Source organism: Enterobacter sp. 296B2 (assembly GCF_034106185.1).
In the GTDB taxonomy this organism is placed as follows: domain Bacteria; phylum Pseudomonadota; class Gammaproteobacteria; order Enterobacterales; family Enterobacteriaceae; genus Enterobacter; species Enterobacter cloacae_N.
In genome coordinates this window covers 1-15,308 of sequence record NZ_JAWNCA010000051.1, presented here as the reverse complement: position 1 = coordinate 15,308, position 15,308 = coordinate 1, and the positions used below count along the sequence as shown (strand labels likewise).

Here is a 15,308-nt window from a genome sequence, read left to right as displayed (position 1 = left end):
TCAAGAGCCTGTCCAATGTGCATAAAAAAATCCGGAAACGGGTGAGCATTTCCGGATTCTTACACAGCCACTGGATCGGTCAACCGATCCTTAACTGATCGGCATTACTCCTTCGGGAGGTTTTTTTTATCGCGCTGTTTTTGCCTGGCGTATTTATCGTGATCCGAACGTCATTTCCGCTATAAATAAAATAAAAAATGAAACGTTGTTTTAAGTTGGGTTGAAAAGCCTATTTTCTGCCGCTAGTATGTGCTCATAATGTAAAACGGAACGCTGTTTCGTTTATTTTCTTCTTTCGGGAATGACCACATCTGGAGGTTACCGTGGACGTCAGACAAAGCATTCACAGCGCGCACGCCAAAACGCTGGATACTCAGGGGCTGCGCAGCGAGTTTTTAATTGAGCAGGTGTTCGGAGCCGACACGTACACCATGGTCTATAGCCACATCGACCGCATTATTGTGGGCGGCATTATGCCGGTGGCGAAAACCGTCTCCGTGGGCGGCGAAGTGGGCAAGCAGCTGGGCGTCAGCTACTTCCTGGAGCGTCGTGAACTGGGCGTGATTAATATCGGCGGGCCGGGCACGATTACCGTGGACGGCCAGTGCTACGAGATTGGCCACCGAGACGGGCTGTACGTCGGCAAAGGGGCGAAAGAGGTGGTCTTTGCCAGCATCGACGGCGCTAAGCCCGCAAAGTTTTACTACAACTGCGCCCCCGCGCACACCGCTTATCCAACCAAAAAAGTGACGCCAGCGGACGTTGCGCCCGTGACGCTGGGCGATAACCTCACCAGCAACCGCCGTACCATCAATAAATACTTCGTTCCGGATGTGCTGGAAACCTGCCAGCTCAGCATGGGGCTGACCGAACTGGCTCCGGGCAACCTGTGGAACACCATGCCGTGCCATACCCATGAGCGCCGCATGGAAGTCTACTTCTACTTCAACATGGACGACGATGCCTGCGTGTTCCACATGATGGGACAGCCGCAGGAGACGCGCCATATCGTCATGCATAACGAGCAGGCGGTCATTTCACCCAGCTGGTCTATTCACTCCGGCGTGGGGACAAAAGCCTATACCTTCATCTGGGGTATGGTTGGAGAAAACCAGGTCTTCGATGACATGGACCACGTCGCTGTTAAGGATCTGCGCTAGTCGCGGGCAGCTAAGTATCAATCTGCCTGTTGGTGACAGGCGCTGAAAGAGTAAGGAACAAACATGATTCTGGATGCATTCTCTCTGCAGGGTAAAGTGGCTGTGGTTTCCGGTTGTGACACCGGGCTGGGCCAGGGGATGGCGTTAGGCCTGGCGGAAGCGGGCTGCGACATCGTCGGGATTAACATTGTTGAGCCCACGGAAACGATTGAACGCGTGACCGCGCTGGGCCGTCGTTTTCTCAGCCTGACCGCCGACCTGCGTAAAATCGACGCCATTCCGGACCTGCTGGATCGCGCCGTGGCGGAGTTTGGCCATATCGACATTCTGGTCAACAACGCGGGGCTGATCCGCCGTGAAGACGCGATTAACTTCAGCGAGACCGACTGGGACGACGTCATGAACCTGAACATCAAGAGCGTGTTCTTTATGTCTCAGGCGGCGGCGAAGCACTTCATCGCCCAGGGGAAAGGCGGCAAAATCATTAATATCGCCTCGATGCTCTCCTTCCAGGGCGGCATCCGCGTGCCGTCTTACACCGCGTCAAAAAGCGCGGTGATGGGCGTGACCCGCCTGCTGGCGAACGAATGGGCGCAGCACAACATCAACGTCAACGCGATTGCGCCGGGCTATATGGCCACTAACAATACCCAGCAGCTGCGGGCGGACGAAGAGCGCAGTGCGGCCATCCTTGAGCGTATTCCGGCTGGCCGCTGGGGGCTTCCGAGCGATCTGATGGGGCCGGTTGTGTTCCTGGCTTCCCCTGCATCGGACTATATCAATGGTTATACCGTCGCGGTTGATGGCGGCTGGCTGGCGCGATAGACCCACTAATGACAAATACCTCTGCTCTTCGGCGGAGGTTTTTTTTGCTTAAAATTTTCCAAAGTCCATATTGATAAACACGAAAAATCCATACTGAAAAATCATAGATGACCGCTATCACACTTTTATTACTGAAAAATTAAGGTATTAGTAAAATAAGGTGATTATCCAGCATTAGTTGAAATTGTAATGTCCATCACAGATCGCTATGCCATAGCGAAATAATCCATATCTTCACGAATTCCGGCCTGACACTTTTCCCCGCTATCTCGTAATTTCACTTAACGAATTTTGCTGTTGAGGCAGGAAAAATATGACATCTATAAATGACTCTACCCTGATGCCCGCTGCGCTGCGCGATACCCGCCGCATGAACCAGTTTGTCTCCATTGCGGCAGCCGTGGCCGGTTTACTGTTTGGCCTGGATATCGGCGTTATCGCCGGTGCGCTGCCGTTTATTACCGATCACTTTACGCTGAGTAACCGCCTGCAGGAGTGGGTGGTGAGCAGCATGATGCTCGGCGCGGCCATCGGCGCGCTGTTTAACGGCTGGCTTTCGTTCCGCCTCGGGCGCAAATACAGCCTGATGGTCGGGGCGGTCCTGTTTGTTGCCGGGTCCATTGGTTCGGCGTTTGCCACCAACGTTGAAGTGCTGCTGCTCTCCCGCGTGCTGCTGGGCGTGGCGGTGGGGATCGCCTCCTACACCGCACCGCTGTATCTCTCCGAAATGGCGAGCGAGAACGTGCGCGGCAAGATGATCAGCATGTACCAGCTGATGGTGACGCTGGGCATCGTGCTGGCGTTCCTGTCCGATACGTACTTCAGCTACAGCGGTAACTGGCGGGCGATGCTCGGTGTGCTGGCGCTGCCTGCGGTTGTGTTGATTGTATTAGTGATTTTCCTGCCGAACAGCCCGCGCTGGCTGGCGCAAAAAGGGCGTCACGTGGAGGCGGAAGAGGTGCTGCGTATGCTGCGCGACACGTCTGAGAAAGCGCGTGAAGAGCTGAACGAGATCCGCGAAAGCCTGAAGCTGAAGCAGGGCGGCTGGTCATTGTTCAAGGCTAACCGCAACGTGCGCCGCGCGGTATTTCTTGGCATGTTGCTCCAGGCGATGCAGCAGTTCACCGGGATGAACATCATCATGTACTACGCGCCGCGCATCTTCAAAATGGCCGGTTTTACCACCACCGAACAGCAGATGATCGCCACGCTGGTGGTGGGGCTCACCTTTATGTTCGCCACCTTTATTGCGGTGTTCACCGTCGATAAAGCCGGACGTAAGCCAGCGCTGAAAATTGGCTTCAGCGTGATGGCGCTCGGTACGCTGATCCTCGGCTACTGCCTGATGCAGTTTGATAACGGCACGGCGTCCAGTGGCCTCTCATGGCTCTCCGTGGGCATGACCATGATGTGCATCGCTGGCTACGCGATGAGCGCCGCGCCGGTGGTGTGGATCCTGTGCTCTGAAATTCAGCCGCTGAAATGTCGCGATTTTGGTATCACCTGTTCCACCACCACCAACTGGGTATCGAACATGATCATCGGCGCGACCTTCCTGACGCTGCTGGATGCGATTGGCGCGGCGGGAACCTTCTGGCTCTACACGGTGCTGAACGTGGCATTTATTGGCGTCACATTCTGGCTAATTCCAGAAACCAAAGGCGTGACGCTGGAGCATATTGAACGCAAGCTGATGAGCGGGGAGAAACTGCGAAATATCGGCGTGTAAGGGGTAATGCCGGGTAAGCGCAGCGCCACCCGGCGTTTTGTTAGCGTGATGCTTAATAACTACCAACTTTGATAGCAATCTCTCAGATAGTCCATTCTCGCATTCAGATTATTCTTAGTTTCTTGTATTATCGGGCAACTGAACTCATCCGGCAGGAATTTACTGCACCCGAAACAGAAGAACGGTTATGTCAGCAATGGATATCAAGAAAAAAACGGACCTCGATTTTCCCTCATATGCCCCCCCAGCAGTCAGTTCAAAAGAGATCGATCTTCTGGGTCTGTTAGATGTTCTGATTACCGCGAAAAAACGTATTGCCACCATTATCTTTGTTTTCGCGCTGGCAGGTCTGGCAATTGCGCTTCTACTGCCGCAAAAATGGACCAGTAAAGCGGTGATCACTCCGGCGGAACAGACACAGTGGAACCCGCTGCGCCAGATGATGGTTGCGCTGCAGGTTCTTGACGTGAAGGTGCCGGTCACCCGTCAGGAAGTCTTTGACCTGTTTATTAAAAAATTCCAGTCACAGTCATTGCTCGAAGAGTATATGACCTCTTCCCCTTACGTGATGGCGCAGCTTAAGAATACGGAAGTGGACCCGCTTGAACTGCACCGTGCGGTTGTTAATATCGCAGACAGAATGAAAGCGGTGAATGATGTTCAGGGAAAAGACGCGGATAAATCGCCTTTCGTCTCCTGGACATTGAGCTTCACCGCGCCGACCGCAGCCGATGCCCAATCCGTCCTGGAGGGGTATATCGACTATATCTCGGCAATTGTTGAGAAAGAGACGGTGCAAAATATCCGCAATCAGATCGCCCTCAAAACGAACGAGGTAGAACAGCAGCTGGCGCTCGACCGCGTTCGTCTGACCAATGTGCACAACACCAACCTGCAGCGGCTGAATTATTCGCTGGAAGTGGCGAATGCCGCGGGCATTAAGAAGCCCGTGTACAGCAACGGACAGGCGGTAAAAGACGATCCGGATTACTCCGTTGCGCTCGGGGCTGACGGTATCGCGCAAAAGCTAAAGATTGAAAAAAATCTCAAGGACGTGACGGAGCTGAACGCGGATTTCCAGAACCGGGAATATTACCTGGCGCAGCTGAAAAAACTCTCCTTTGCAGACGTTAAGCTTGAGCCATTCAGGTATCAGCTTTCGCCATCGATGCCGGTGAAAAAAGACGGCCCGGGCAAAGGGATGATTGTCATTCTGGCAGCGATCCTTGGCGCTCTGTTTGCCTGCGGCAGCGTGTTACTGCGTGAGGCCATGCTCAGCCGAAACCCATTGCCAGAGCCGGTAACGGAATAAATTCTGCATACAGGAAAGGCGCTGAAACAGCGCCTTTTTTATTTCAGGAAATCCTCGCGGACAGGCGTAAAGGTGTCCAGCAGCGTGCCGGCCCTGAGGCAGAGGCAGCCGTGCATAACATGTGGTTTTTTGTAGAGCGTATCTCCCGCCGTCACGACATGCTTCTCTTCACCAATCGTAAATTCAAACTCGCCGGAGAGAACATAGGTTAACTGTTCGTGCGGGTGGTTATGCAGTGGGCCAATTGCACCCTGCTCAAAATGCACTTCAACCGCCATCATCCTGCCGCCGTGGGCCAGTACGCGGCGCGTAACGCCGTTCCCCAGATCTTCAGACGCGGTCTCTTTGTGGAACATAAACATGGTCTTGCCCTTTATAATAAAACGGTGTTTTATTTAATTTATATGGGCCAGCTTAAAAAGAAAACGACGCAACAAAGATCTGGAAACAGGATCACAAGTTTGCTTCACTGGCTTAAACAGAGAAGGAGGGATGATGAAAACGATTGGCCTGTTAGGTGGGATGAGCTGGGAATCGACTATCCCTTATTACCGCCTGATTAACGAAGGCGTAAAGCAGCGTCTGGGCGGCCTGCACTCCGCGAGCCTGCTGCTGCACAGCGTTGATTTTCATGAAATCGAAGCCTGTCAGTCGAGCGGTGAATGGGATAAAGCGGGGGAGATCCTGGCCGATGCCGCGCTGGGGCTGGAGCGTGCGGGGGCGCAGGGCATTCTGCTGTGTACCAACACGATGCACAAAGTGGCCTCGCACATTGAAGCGCGCTGTTCGCTGCCGTTCCTGCACATCGCGGATGCCACCGGACGCGCAATTCGCGCCTCGGGAATGTCGCGCGTGGCCTTGCTGGGCACACGTTACACCATGGAGCAGGATTTCTATCGCGGGCGCTTGCACAGCGAGTTTGGGATAGAAAGCCTGATCCCGGATGAGGAGGACCGGGCGCGCATCAATCAGATTATCTTCGACGAGCTCTGCCTTGGAACCTTCAGCGAAACCTCCCGTGCGTATTACGTGAGCGTAATAGAGAAACTGGCGCAACAGGGGGCTGAAGGGGTGATTTTCGGCTGCACGGAGATCGGTTTACTGGTGCCTGCCGAACGGAGCCCCATCCCGGTGTTTGATACCGCGGCTATTCACGCGGCAGATGCCGTGGAATTTATGCTGTCATAACGGGTTTTGCAGGTCAGGCAAGCGAAGCGCCGCCTGACGCGCATGCTCAACTAAGTGTTCGGTGAATGCGTCCACCAGCGCGGAAGCCGGACGGTGCAGCGGGCGGATAAGGCTTACGGTGAACGGGACGGAAACGCTAAAACGGCGGATGACGATCCCGCTCCCGGCATAGTCCAGCGCCGTAAGCGGATTGACGACCGCGACGCCGACGCCCGCACGAACCATCGCGCATATTGAGGCCGCGCTGTGCGTTTCTACCACCATCCGCCGCTTCACCTGATGCTCAGCAAAAAGCGTATCCAGCAGCTGCCGGTAGCTGTCGGTTTGCGACAGGCTAATGTAGTTCTCACCGTGAAAATCCGCAGGCGTCAGCACCGCTTTGTGAGCAAGCCGATGCCCGGCGGGCAGAACGCACACTTCATCCAGCGCGAGCAGTTCCGTGCGCGCCGTGCCTGCGGGTGTCGAGAAGGTCTCTGTTAACCCGAGATCGTGCCGCTGTGCCGACAGCCACTCTTCAAGCAGAGGCGACTCCTGCGGCACGATGGTGAGATTGACCTCGGGATAGCGGGCCAGAAAAGGCTGGAGCAGCGTCGGTAAGAAGGACTGAGAGAAGACAGGCAGGCAGACAATCGACAGCTCGCCCTGACGAAACTCGCGCAGGCTTTCCGCCGCGCTGACGATTCTGTCCAGCCCGTACCATGAGCGCTGCACTTCCTCAAACAGGCGCAACCCCTGCACCGTCGGGTGAAGCCTTCCCCGGGCGCGTTCGAACAGCTTCAGCCCCAGCACTTTCTCGAAGCGCGCCAGCTCGCGGCTGACCGTCGGCTGGGAGGTATGCAGCATCTGTGCGGCTTCGGTGAGATTGCCGGCGGTCATCACGGCGTGAAAAATCTCGATGTGGCGTAAATTGACGGCGGGCATAGGGCACCTGAAAGCAAAGAACTGTCCATATCATTTTTGCATAGACTCGCGATAAAACGATATTTTTTATTCGGCTTCCGCTGTGGCGTAATCATAAAAAATGAATTGACCCGGAGAAGACCATGCCACGCCCGCTCAACCAGACGGATACCGATTTGAACGCTGAAAACCTGCTGCGCCTGCCCGCCGAGTTTGGCTGCCCGGTATGGGTCTATGACGCGCAGATCGTTCGCGAGAAGATCGCCGCCCTGCATCAGTTTGACGTGGTGCGTTTTGCCCAGAAGGCCTGCTCCAATATTCACATTCTGCGCCTGATGCGCGAGCAGGGCGTGAAGGTTGACTCCGTGTCGCTGGGTGAAATCGAGCGTGCGCTGGCGGCCGGGTTCGATCCGAAAACCGATCCTGATGCTATCGTCTTTACCGCGGATGTGATCGACGACGCCACGCTTGCGCGCGTGCATGAACTGCAGGTGCCGGTGAATGCCGGTTCTGTGGATATGCTGGAGCAGCTTGGGCAGGTTTCGCCTGGTCATCGCGTCTGGCTGCGGGTGAACCCGGGCTTCGGTCATGGGCACAGCCAAAAAACCAACACCGGGGGCGAAAACAGCAAGCACGGGATCTGGTACGCCGATATGCCTGCCGCCCTTGAGGTGCTGCAGCGCTACAACATGAAGCTGGTTGGCATTCATATGCATATTGGCTCTGGCGTCGATTACGGGCACCTGGAGCAGGTGTGCGGGGCAATGGTGCGCCAGGTTGTCGACTTCGGCCAGGATCTGGAGGCGATCTCTGCCGGTGGCGGTCTTTCCATTCCTTATCGCGAAGGGGAAGAGGCGATCGATACCGATCACTATTACGGCCTGTGGAGCGCCGCGCGCGATCAAATCGCCGCGCATCTTGGTCATGCCGTGAAGCTGGAAATTGAACCGGGTCGTTTCCTGGTGGCCGAAGCCGGCGTGCTGGTGGCGCAGGTGCGCAGCGTCAAAGAGATGGGCTCCCGCCACTTCGTGCTGATTGACGCGGGCTTTAACGACCTGATGCGTCCGTCCATGTACGGCAGCTACCATCACATTACCGCCCTTGCCGCCGATGGCCGCGATTTAACGCACGCGCCGCGCCGCGAGACGGTGGTCGCAGGCCCGCTGTGTGAATCCGGTGACGTATTTACCCAGCAGGAAGGCGGCAAAGTGGAAACCCGTGCGCTGCCGGAGGTAGCGCCTGGCGATTACCTGGTGCTGCACGATACCGGCGCGTACGGGGCGTCTATGTCCTCGAACTACAACAGCCGTCCGCTGCTGCCGGAAGTGCTGTTTGATAACGGCAAGGCGCGGCTGATCCGTCGTCGTCAGACCATTCAGGAACTGCTGGCGCTGGAACTCGTTTGATGAAAGTACGGCCCCGTTGTGACCGAATCGCGTAATACCAGCGTGCCGGTAAACGGCGGGATCGCATCGACCGGCTGGTTCTTCGCCAGCCGGATCGCCTGATCGATAGCCGTGACGATCATGTTATCTATCGGAAGATAAACCGATGAGAGCGCAGGCTCCAGCCACTTCGCGCTTGGGGCATCGTCAAAGCCGAACAGGGAGATATCCTGCGGGATCTTAAGCCCTGCCTGATGCAGCGCTTTGGACGCGCCCAGCGCCATATCATCGTTACAGGCAAACAGCGCGCTGAACGATACCCCTTCAGCAATCAGCTCCTTACACAGCTCATAGCCCCGCGTCATTCCCGCATCACCGTACTTTATCCGACGCTCGTCCAGACGAATGCCGTGCTTTTCCAGCGCCTTACGGTAGCCCATTAGCCGCGCTTTACCCGTGGGGGTGTGGATCGGGACGGTAATGCAGGCGATCTCCCGGTGGCCCTGATTGATCAGGTAATCCACCGCCTTAAACGCGGCATCCTGCTGTTCGAAGAACACGCAGCGCTCCGGTGCCTGGCTGACTTCACGGTTGATGACCACCAGCGGCGTTTGTACGGTATTAATCAGCTTGATGATCGCCTTTTCGCTCATATAGCGCGTGTAAAGCACGATGGCATCGCACTGGCGGTCGGCCAGCATCTGCACCGCCTGTTCTTCCTGCTCTGGCGCGTCGTGACCGTCGGTGACGATCAGTTGTTTCCCGTGGGTTTCGGTCTGCCGCGACGCCTGCTGCAAAAGACGACCAAAGTAAAAGCCGTCGAAGGTAGAGACGACCAGACCAATGCTGTTGCTGGTCTGGTTAGCCAGCGAACGCGCGAGAAAGTTTGGGCGGTAGCCCAGCTCTTCCATCGCAGCAAAGACCTGCTGACGCGTACTCTCTTTAACCTGACCTGTGCCGTTCAGCACGCGCGAGACGGTAGCCTTCGACACGCCCGCGCGCAGTGAGACATCCAGCATTGTTGCCATTCTACATTCCTGCTTCCACGTAATGGTCTGCAGTTTAACACAGACCTGACAGCGTATAAGCGATGCGGGAAGCGCAAAACTTCTGCCACGATCACGCTTTTTGGTCACGATTCGCCTGGCCTGCCAGAAGTAAAACTAAATAGTCTGACTCTGGTAAAATACTCGCCAAGCCGGGCTGGAGGCGTCAGGCCAGCATATTCATTAAAAACGCAGGTGAAACGTGAAAAAGACCGTCATCCTCCCGCTTTACGAGGCACCGCACTATGCGGAGCAGGTTACCGACTGGCTATGGCAGGCCTTTGGCGAGGGGCTTTCGCGGGAATTTTTCCACAGCATCGTTGCGCACAGCCAGACGCCGGATGCCCTGCCGCTGACCTTTATCGCCGTAGAAGATGAACGGCTTCTCGGCACGGTGGGGCTCTGGCGCTGCGATTTGATTACCCGTCAGGATCTTTTTCCGTGGCTGGCGGCGCTCTACGTTGACGACGCGGCGCGCGGCAAGGGGCTGGCAGGAAAGTTACAGCAGCACGTTATTCGCTTCGCCGCACGGGCCGGGTACGAGGAACTCCATCTCTGGTCTGCCTGCCGCGACTTCTATGAACGTTACGGCTGGCAGTATATTGGCGATGGGCTGGAGTATCCGGATAAAACGGTACACCTGTATCGTTATTCGCTCTGCGCGTCAGCAGGCGCTGCAACGGAGTGACGGCGCACTAACGTTGGGCTGAAGAGATGGGTAATCTCCGGCGGCTGGCGTTGCTCGGCCAGCGCCAGCGCCAGCTCTGCGGCCTGGGTGGCCATCGTGATGATTGGGTAACGGACGGTGGTCAGGCGCGGGCGCACGTACCGGGAGACCAGGACATCGTCAAAGCCAATCAGTGAGATTTCCGTCGGCACCTCAATCCCGTTGTCATTCATGACACCCATTGCCCCGGCGGCCATCGAATCGTTATAGCTGGCAACCGCGGTGAAATTTCGTCCACGACCCAGCAGCTCCGTCATGGCCTGTTCGCCGCCGCTCTCATCCGGCTCTCCGTAGGCCACCAGACGGTCATTACACGGCAGACCGTTTTCGCGCAGGGCGTCGTAGTAGCCCTGCAGGCGGTCTTCCGCATCAGAAATAGGGTGATTGGAACAGAGATAGCCAATCCGGGTGTGACCCTGTTGAATCAGATGACGAGTTGCAAGCCAGGCGCCGTAGCGGTCATCGAGGGCCACACAGCGTTTTTCAAAGCCGGGGATAATACGGTTGATGATCACCATTCCGGGCATCTGCTTCATCAGGTGAATCAGTTCGGCATCCGGGAGCATTTTGGCGTGAACAACCAGCGCCGCGCAGCGGTGCCGGATCAGCTGCTCAATAGCCTGGCGTTCTTTTTGTTCATTGTGATAGCCATTGCCGATCAGTAAAAAATTACCCGTCTGATAAGAGACCTGTTCAACCGCTTTAACCATGGCCCCGAAAAAGGGGTCGGAAACGTCGCCCACCACCAGCCCAATGGTATCCGTTGACTGCTGGGCGAGCGCGCGGGCGTTGGCATTTGGATGGTAATTCAGGGTTTCCATGGCGCTTTGTACCGCCTGGCGTGATGCGTCACTGGCTTTGGGTGAATCATTAATCACGCGGGAGACGGTGGCTACCGACACACCTGCCAGACGAGCCACATCCTTTATTGTCGCCATTTATAACCTTCTTATTTGGGGTAAGCGTTTACACACTAAATAGTGTTGCGGAAAAGTGACGCGCATTCAAGGGAAGCCGGTTCCCTCGCGCCACAAACGTGACGCAGACCCACCCTGATAGTGTAATCGTTACACGCCTGGTCATGTCAGAAGAATGTCAATCTGAACCTTTAGTTACACTTTGCCTCAGGCTGTTGCGATTGGCCGGTGGCGATGACGTAAAAGAGGTTGGTAGAGTTGAGGTCCCAGAGGTATTGATAGGTGGAATCAACCCCGGTTGATTAACACGACTTACACCAGCCTGCGTTCTTACGCAGGTTTTTTTTTGCCTGACAGTTCAACCTGTAACAGCAACAGAGAATATTCACACCTGGTTGCATTTCGGCTCATTCCCTTGCGTTTTCCTGCTGGCGAAGCGCAGGGTCAACAGCCACAATCAAGATCCCAGAGGTATTGATTGGTGAGAATTCTTAGTACGGTTTCGTACTCATCACTTGCACCAACCTGCGCGGATGCGCAGGTTTTTTTTCGCCCCCACTTTTGCTGTCGCTCCTGTATCACTTCTCGTGTAATCTGCCACCATTTACCGTCACCCCACCACACTGTCTGGCAAAGGGAGTTGAGATGCTATTTGGGTTTTTCCGTACACTGTTCCGTATTCTTTTTCGCATCCGCGTCACTGGCGACGCCCAGGCGCTTCGCGGCGAGCGCGTTCTCATCACACCCAATCATGTTTCCTTCATAGACGGCATTCTGCTGGCGCTATTTCTGCCCGTGCGGCCGGTGTTTGCGGTGTACACCTCCATCAGCCAACAGTGGTACATGCGCTGGCTCACCCCGCTGATTGATTTTGTGCCGCTCGACCCGACAAAGCCGATGATGATTAAACATCTGGTACGTCTGGTAGAGCAGGGGCGTCCGGTGGTTATTTTCCCGGAAGGGCGCATTTCAGTGACCGGTTCGCTGATGAAAATCTACGACGGCGCGGGTTTTGTCGCGGCGAAGTCAAAAGCGACCGTGGTGCCGCTGCGTATCGAAGGTGCAGAGTTGACCCACTTCAGCCGCCTGAAGGGGCTGGTGAAGCAGCGTCTGTTCCCCAAAATCACTCTGCATATTCTGCCGCCAACGTCGCTCCCGATGCCCGACGCGCCGCGTGCCCGCGATCGCCGTAAAATCGCCGGGGAAATGCTGCACCAGATTATGATGGAAGCGCGCATGGCCGTGCGCCCGCGCGAAACGCTGTACGAATCCCTGCTTTCCGCGCAGTACCGCTATGGCGCAAAGAAAAACTGCATCGAAGACATCAACTTTACCCCGGATACCTATCGCAAGCTGCTGACCAAAACGCTGTTTGTGGGCCGCATTCTGGAGAAGTACAGCAAGAAGGGCGAAAAGATCGGCCTGATGCTGCCAAACGCGGGCATCAGCGCGGCGGTGATTTTTGGCGCGGTTTCCCGTGGACGTATACCGGCGATGATGAACTACACGGCGGGGGTGAAAGGGCTGACCAGCGCCATTACCGCCGCTCAGATAAATACCGTCTTTACCTCCCGACAGTTCCTGGACAAAGGCAAGCTCTGGCATCTGCCAGAACAGCTGACCCAGGTGCGCTGGGTCTTTCTGGAAGATCTGAAAGCGGACGTGACCACAGGCGACAAGCTGTGGATTTTTGCACACCTGCTGATGCCGCGTCTGGCGCAGGTCAAACAGCAGCCGGAAGATGATGCGATTATCCTCTTCACGTCGGGTTCGGAGGGCAACCCGAAAGGCGTTGTTCACAGCCACAAGAGTATTCTGGCGAACGTTGAGCAGATCAAAAGCATTGCCGACTTTACTGCCAGTGACCGCTTTATGTCGGCGCTGCCGCTGTTCCACTCCTTTGGCCTGACGGTGGGACTTTTTACGCCGCTGCTGACCGGTGCGGAAGTGTTCCTCTATCCCAGCCCGCTGCATTACCGCATTGTGCCGGAGCTGGTGTATGACCGTAACTGCACCGTCCTGTTCGGGACCTCAACCTTCCTGGGTAACTATGCCCGTTTCGCCAATCCGTATGATTTCTTCCGCGTGCGCTATGTGGTGGCCGGTGCGGAAAAGCTGCAGGAGAGCACGCGTCAGATCTGGCAGGACAAGTTTGGCCTGCGCATTCTTGAGGGCTATGGCGTTACCGAGTGCGCGCCCGTGGTCTCCATCAACGTACCCATGGCGGCGAAACCGGGTACGGTGGGCCGAATTCTGCCGGGGATGGATGCGCGTCTGCTGGCCGTGCCGGGCATTGAGGAGGGTGGCCGCCTGCAGCTGAAAGGGCCAAACGTGATGAACGGTTACCTGCGCGTAGAAAACCCAGGCCAGCTGGAAGCGCCGACGGCGGAAAACGTCAACGGCGAGGTTGAAACCGGCTGGTATGACACCGGTGATATCGTGCGTTTCGATGAGCAAGGCTTTGTGCAGATTCAGGGACGCGCAAAACGCTTCGCCAAAATCGCCGGTGAAATGGTCTCTCTGGAAATGGTCGAACAACTGGCGACGGCTGTCTCCGCCGATAAAATGCATGCGACGGTGGTGAAGAGTGATGCCAGCAAAGGCGAGGCGCTGGTGCTGTTTACCACCGACGGCGAGCTTAAGCGCGACAGGCTACTGAGCTATGCGCGTGAGCATGGCATTCCCGAGCTGGCGGTGCCGCGCGATATTCGCTACCTGAAGCAGCTTCCGGTGCTGGGTAGTGGGAAACCCGATTTCGTGACCCTGAAAGGCATGGTTGAAGAGGCGGAACAGCAAAATGCGTGAGTCAGTACACACTAACACCTCACTGCGTTCAAAAGGCATGATGGCGGTCATTGCCGCGCAGTTTCTCTCTGCGTTCGGCGATAACGCGCTGTTGTTCGCCACGCTGGCCCTGCTGAAAGCCGAGTTTTACCCCGACTGGAGTCAGCCGATCCTGCAGATGGTGTTTGTGGGCGCTTACATTATCTTTGCCCCGTTTGTGGGGCAGGTGGCGGACAGTTTCCCGAAGGGCCGGGTGATGATGTTTGCCAACGGTCTCAAGCTGCTGGGTGCCGCCAGCATTTGCTTTGGCTTCAATCCGTTTATTGGCTATACGCTTGTGGGCATCGGCGCTGCTGCCTACTCTCCGGCGAAGTATGGCATTCTTGGCGAGCTGACCACGGGCGATAAGCTGGTCAAAGCCAACGGTCTGATGGAGTCGTCAACCATTGCCGCTATCCTGCTCGGCTCCGTCGCAGGAGGCGTACTGGCCGACTGGCATGTCCTGGCGGCTTTGGGCGTATGCGCGGCGGTGTATGGCGGGGCGGTCGTGGCTAACCTGTTTATTCCGAAGCTGCCGGTCGCTCGCCCGGGGCAATCCTGGCGCTTCAAACCGATGACTGGCAGTTTCTTCAACGCGTGCCGCGTGCTGTGGCGTAACGGGGAAACGCGTTTCTCCCTGATGGGAACCAGTATGTTCTGGGGGGCGGGCGTCACGCTACGCTTCCTGCTGGTCCTGTGGGTACCGGTGGCGCTGGGAATTACTGACAATGCGACGCCGACCTATCTTAATGCGATGGTAGCGATCGGCATCGTGGCTGGCGCAGGCGCTGCAGCGAAGCTGGTAACGCTCGAAACGGTAGCACGCTGCATGCCGGCGGGGATCCTGATTGGCGTCGTGGTGCTTATTTTCTCGCTTCAGCATGCGTTGCTGCCCGCTTATGCCCTGCTGATCCTGATTGGCATTCTGGGCGGTTTCTTCGTGGTGCCGTTGAATGCGTTACTCCAGGAGCGCGGCAAGCAGACCGTCGGGGCGGGGAATGCCATTGCGGTACAAAACCTCGGTGAAAACCTGGCAATGCTGTTAATGCTGGGACTCTATTCGCTGGCGGTGAAAGTGGGGGTACCGGTGGTGGCGATTGGCGTCGGATTTGGTGGACTCTTCGCGGCGGCGATTGCGGGATTGTGGCTCTGGCAGCGTCGGCGCTGATAAGTAGCCGGGGGGGGGGGGGGGGGGGGGGGGGGGGGGGGGGGGGGGGGGGGGGGGGGGGGGGGGGGGGGGGGGCCGCCGGGGCCGGCCGCCCCGCCGGGGCCGCGCGCGCGCGCGGGAGGGAGGGG

The 15,308-nt window shown here is 56.7% G+C and carries 13 protein-coding genes; 9 read left to right on the top strand and 4 right to left on the bottom strand.

The genetic code is table 11. The annotated features are described in order from the left end of the window. Window positions 1-323 precede the first annotated feature (323 nt). The 4 genes from kduI (at window position 324) to wzz(fepE) (ending at window position 5,026) form a co-directional block, all read left to right on the top strand. On the top strand, window positions 324-1,160 hold the full coding sequence (gene kduI, locus URZ40_RS22420; protein ID WP_316380101.1) for a 5-dehydro-4-deoxy-D-glucuronate isomerase: 837 nt from the start codon (window positions 324-326) through the stop codon (window positions 1,158-1,160). Window positions 1,161-1,223: 63 nt separating this feature from the next. Beyond that, complete coding sequence (kduD, locus tag URZ40_RS22415) at window positions 1,224-1,985, top strand: 2-dehydro-3-deoxy-D-gluconate 5-dehydrogenase KduD (RefSeq protein ID WP_116341857.1); 762 nt, start codon at window positions 1,224-1,226, stop codon at window positions 1,983-1,985. Window positions 1,986-2,298: 313 nt separating this feature from the next. Next, complete coding sequence (locus URZ40_RS22410) at window positions 2,299-3,714, top strand: sugar porter family MFS transporter (RefSeq protein ID WP_028014298.1); 1,416 nt, start codon at window positions 2,299-2,301, stop codon at window positions 3,712-3,714. Between the two features lie 187 nt (window positions 3,715-3,901). Continuing rightward, window positions 3,902-5,026, top strand: a complete 1,125-nt coding sequence (gene wzz(fepE), locus URZ40_RS22405) for an LPS O-antigen length regulator Wzz(fepE) (protein WP_166712270.1) — start codon at window positions 3,902-3,904, stop codon at window positions 5,024-5,026. A gap of 38 nt (window positions 5,027-5,064) precedes the next feature. Here wzz(fepE) and URZ40_RS22400 read toward each other — a convergent pair whose 3' ends face one another. Continuing rightward, a complete protein-coding gene (locus URZ40_RS22400; RefSeq protein ID WP_163329624.1) occupies window positions 5,065-5,388 on the bottom strand; it encodes a cupin domain-containing protein in 324 nt (107 codons plus the stop codon). A 133-nt stretch (window positions 5,389-5,521) separates the two neighbouring features. Between URZ40_RS22400 and URZ40_RS22395 the strand changes: the two genes are divergently transcribed. After that, the gene (locus tag URZ40_RS22395) at window positions 5,522-6,214 is read left to right on the top strand and encodes an aspartate/glutamate racemase (RefSeq protein WP_116341851.1); all 693 of its coding nucleotides are present in this window, start codon (window positions 5,522-5,524) and stop codon (window positions 6,212-6,214) included. Here URZ40_RS22395 and URZ40_RS22390 read toward each other — a convergent pair. After that, window positions 6,209-7,135 (bottom strand): LysR family transcriptional regulator, encoded by a 927-nt coding sequence (locus tag URZ40_RS22390; RefSeq protein ID WP_116341848.1) that lies wholly within the window; start codon window positions 7,133-7,135, stop codon window positions 6,209-6,211. The two genes, URZ40_RS22395 and URZ40_RS22390, sit on opposite strands and share 6 nt — an antisense overlap. Before the next feature lie 122 nt (window positions 7,136-7,257). On the opposite strand from URZ40_RS22390, the gene lysA reads away from it, so the two are divergent. Next, on the top strand, window positions 7,258-8,520 hold the full coding sequence (gene lysA / locus URZ40_RS22385) for a diaminopimelate decarboxylase (RefSeq protein WP_116341846.1): 1,263 nt from the start codon (window positions 7,258-7,260) through the stop codon (window positions 8,518-8,520). Here lysA and URZ40_RS22380 read toward each other — a convergent pair. Next, window positions 8,490-9,527 carry a LacI family DNA-binding transcriptional regulator gene (locus URZ40_RS22380; protein ID WP_061097196.1) on the bottom strand — a complete coding sequence of 346 codons (1,038 nt, stop codon included), beginning with the start codon at window positions 9,525-9,527 and terminating at the stop codon, window positions 8,490-8,492. The genes lysA and URZ40_RS22380 overlap by 31 nt on opposite strands. Before the next feature lie 220 nt (window positions 9,528-9,747). On the opposite strand from URZ40_RS22380, the gene URZ40_RS22375 reads away from it, so the two are divergent. Next, window positions 9,748-10,233 carry a GNAT family N-acetyltransferase gene (locus tag URZ40_RS22375; protein ID WP_163329623.1) on the top strand — a complete coding sequence of 162 codons (486 nt, stop codon included), beginning with the start codon at window positions 9,748-9,750 and terminating at the stop codon, window positions 10,231-10,233. On the opposite strand, the gene galR is transcribed toward URZ40_RS22375, so the two are convergent. Continuing rightward, window positions 10,194-11,210 carry an HTH-type transcriptional regulator GalR gene (gene galR, locus URZ40_RS22370; protein WP_116341842.1) on the bottom strand — a complete coding sequence of 339 codons (1,017 nt, stop codon included), beginning with the start codon at window positions 11,208-11,210 and terminating at the stop codon, window positions 10,194-10,196. The genes URZ40_RS22375 and galR overlap by 40 nt on opposite strands. A 624-nt stretch (window positions 11,211-11,834) precedes the next feature. Between galR and aas the strand changes: the two genes are divergently transcribed. Continuing rightward, window positions 11,835-13,994 (top strand): bifunctional acyl-ACP--phospholipid O-acyltransferase/long-chain-fatty-acid--ACP ligase, encoded by a 2,160-nt coding sequence (aas, locus tag URZ40_RS22365; protein ID WP_192982579.1) that lies wholly within the window; start codon window positions 11,835-11,837, stop codon window positions 13,992-13,994. Continuing rightward, window positions 13,987-15,180, top strand: coding sequence for a lysophospholipid transporter LplT (lplT, locus tag URZ40_RS22360; protein WP_302221231.1), 1,194 nt, complete (start codon window positions 13,987-13,989; stop codon window positions 15,178-15,180). Before aas ends, lplT begins: the two co-directional genes overlap by 8 nt. The last annotated feature ends 128 nt before the right edge of the window (window positions 15,181-15,308 follow it).

What these genes read in the sequence shown, in the direction of transcription:
- kduD (WP_116341857.1), top strand. Translation starts at nt 1,224, where the DNA reads ATGATTCTGGATGCATTCTCTCTGCAGGGTAAAGTGGCTGTGGTTTCC.
- URZ40_RS22410 (WP_028014298.1), top strand. Translation starts at nt 2,299, where the DNA reads ATGACATCTATAAATGACTCTACCCTGATGCCCGCTGCGCTGCGCGAT.
- URZ40_RS22400 (WP_163329624.1), bottom strand. Translation starts at nt 5,388, where the DNA reads ATGTTTATGTTCCACAAAGAGACCGCGTCTGAAGATCTGGGGAACGGC.
- URZ40_RS22395 (WP_116341851.1), top strand. Translation starts at nt 5,522, where the DNA reads ATGAAAACGATTGGCCTGTTAGGTGGGATGAGCTGGGAATCGACTATC.
- URZ40_RS22390 (WP_116341848.1), bottom strand. Translation starts at nt 7,135, where the DNA reads ATGCCCGCCGTCAATTTACGCCACATCGAGATTTTTCACGCCGTGATG.
- lysA (WP_116341846.1), top strand. Translation starts at nt 7,258, where the DNA reads ATGCCACGCCCGCTCAACCAGACGGATACCGATTTGAACGCTGAAAAC.
- URZ40_RS22380 (WP_061097196.1), bottom strand. Translation starts at nt 9,527, where the DNA reads ATGGCAACAATGCTGGATGTCTCACTGCGCGCGGGCGTGTCGAAGGCT.
- galR (WP_116341842.1), bottom strand. Translation starts at nt 11,210, where the DNA reads ATGGCGACAATAAAGGATGTGGCTCGTCTGGCAGGTGTGTCGGTAGCC.
- aas (WP_192982579.1), top strand. Translation starts at nt 11,835, where the DNA reads ATGCTATTTGGGTTTTTCCGTACACTGTTCCGTATTCTTTTTCGCATC.
- lplT (WP_302221231.1), top strand. Translation starts at nt 13,987, where the DNA reads ATGCGTGAGTCAGTACACACTAACACCTCACTGCGTTCAAAAGGCATG.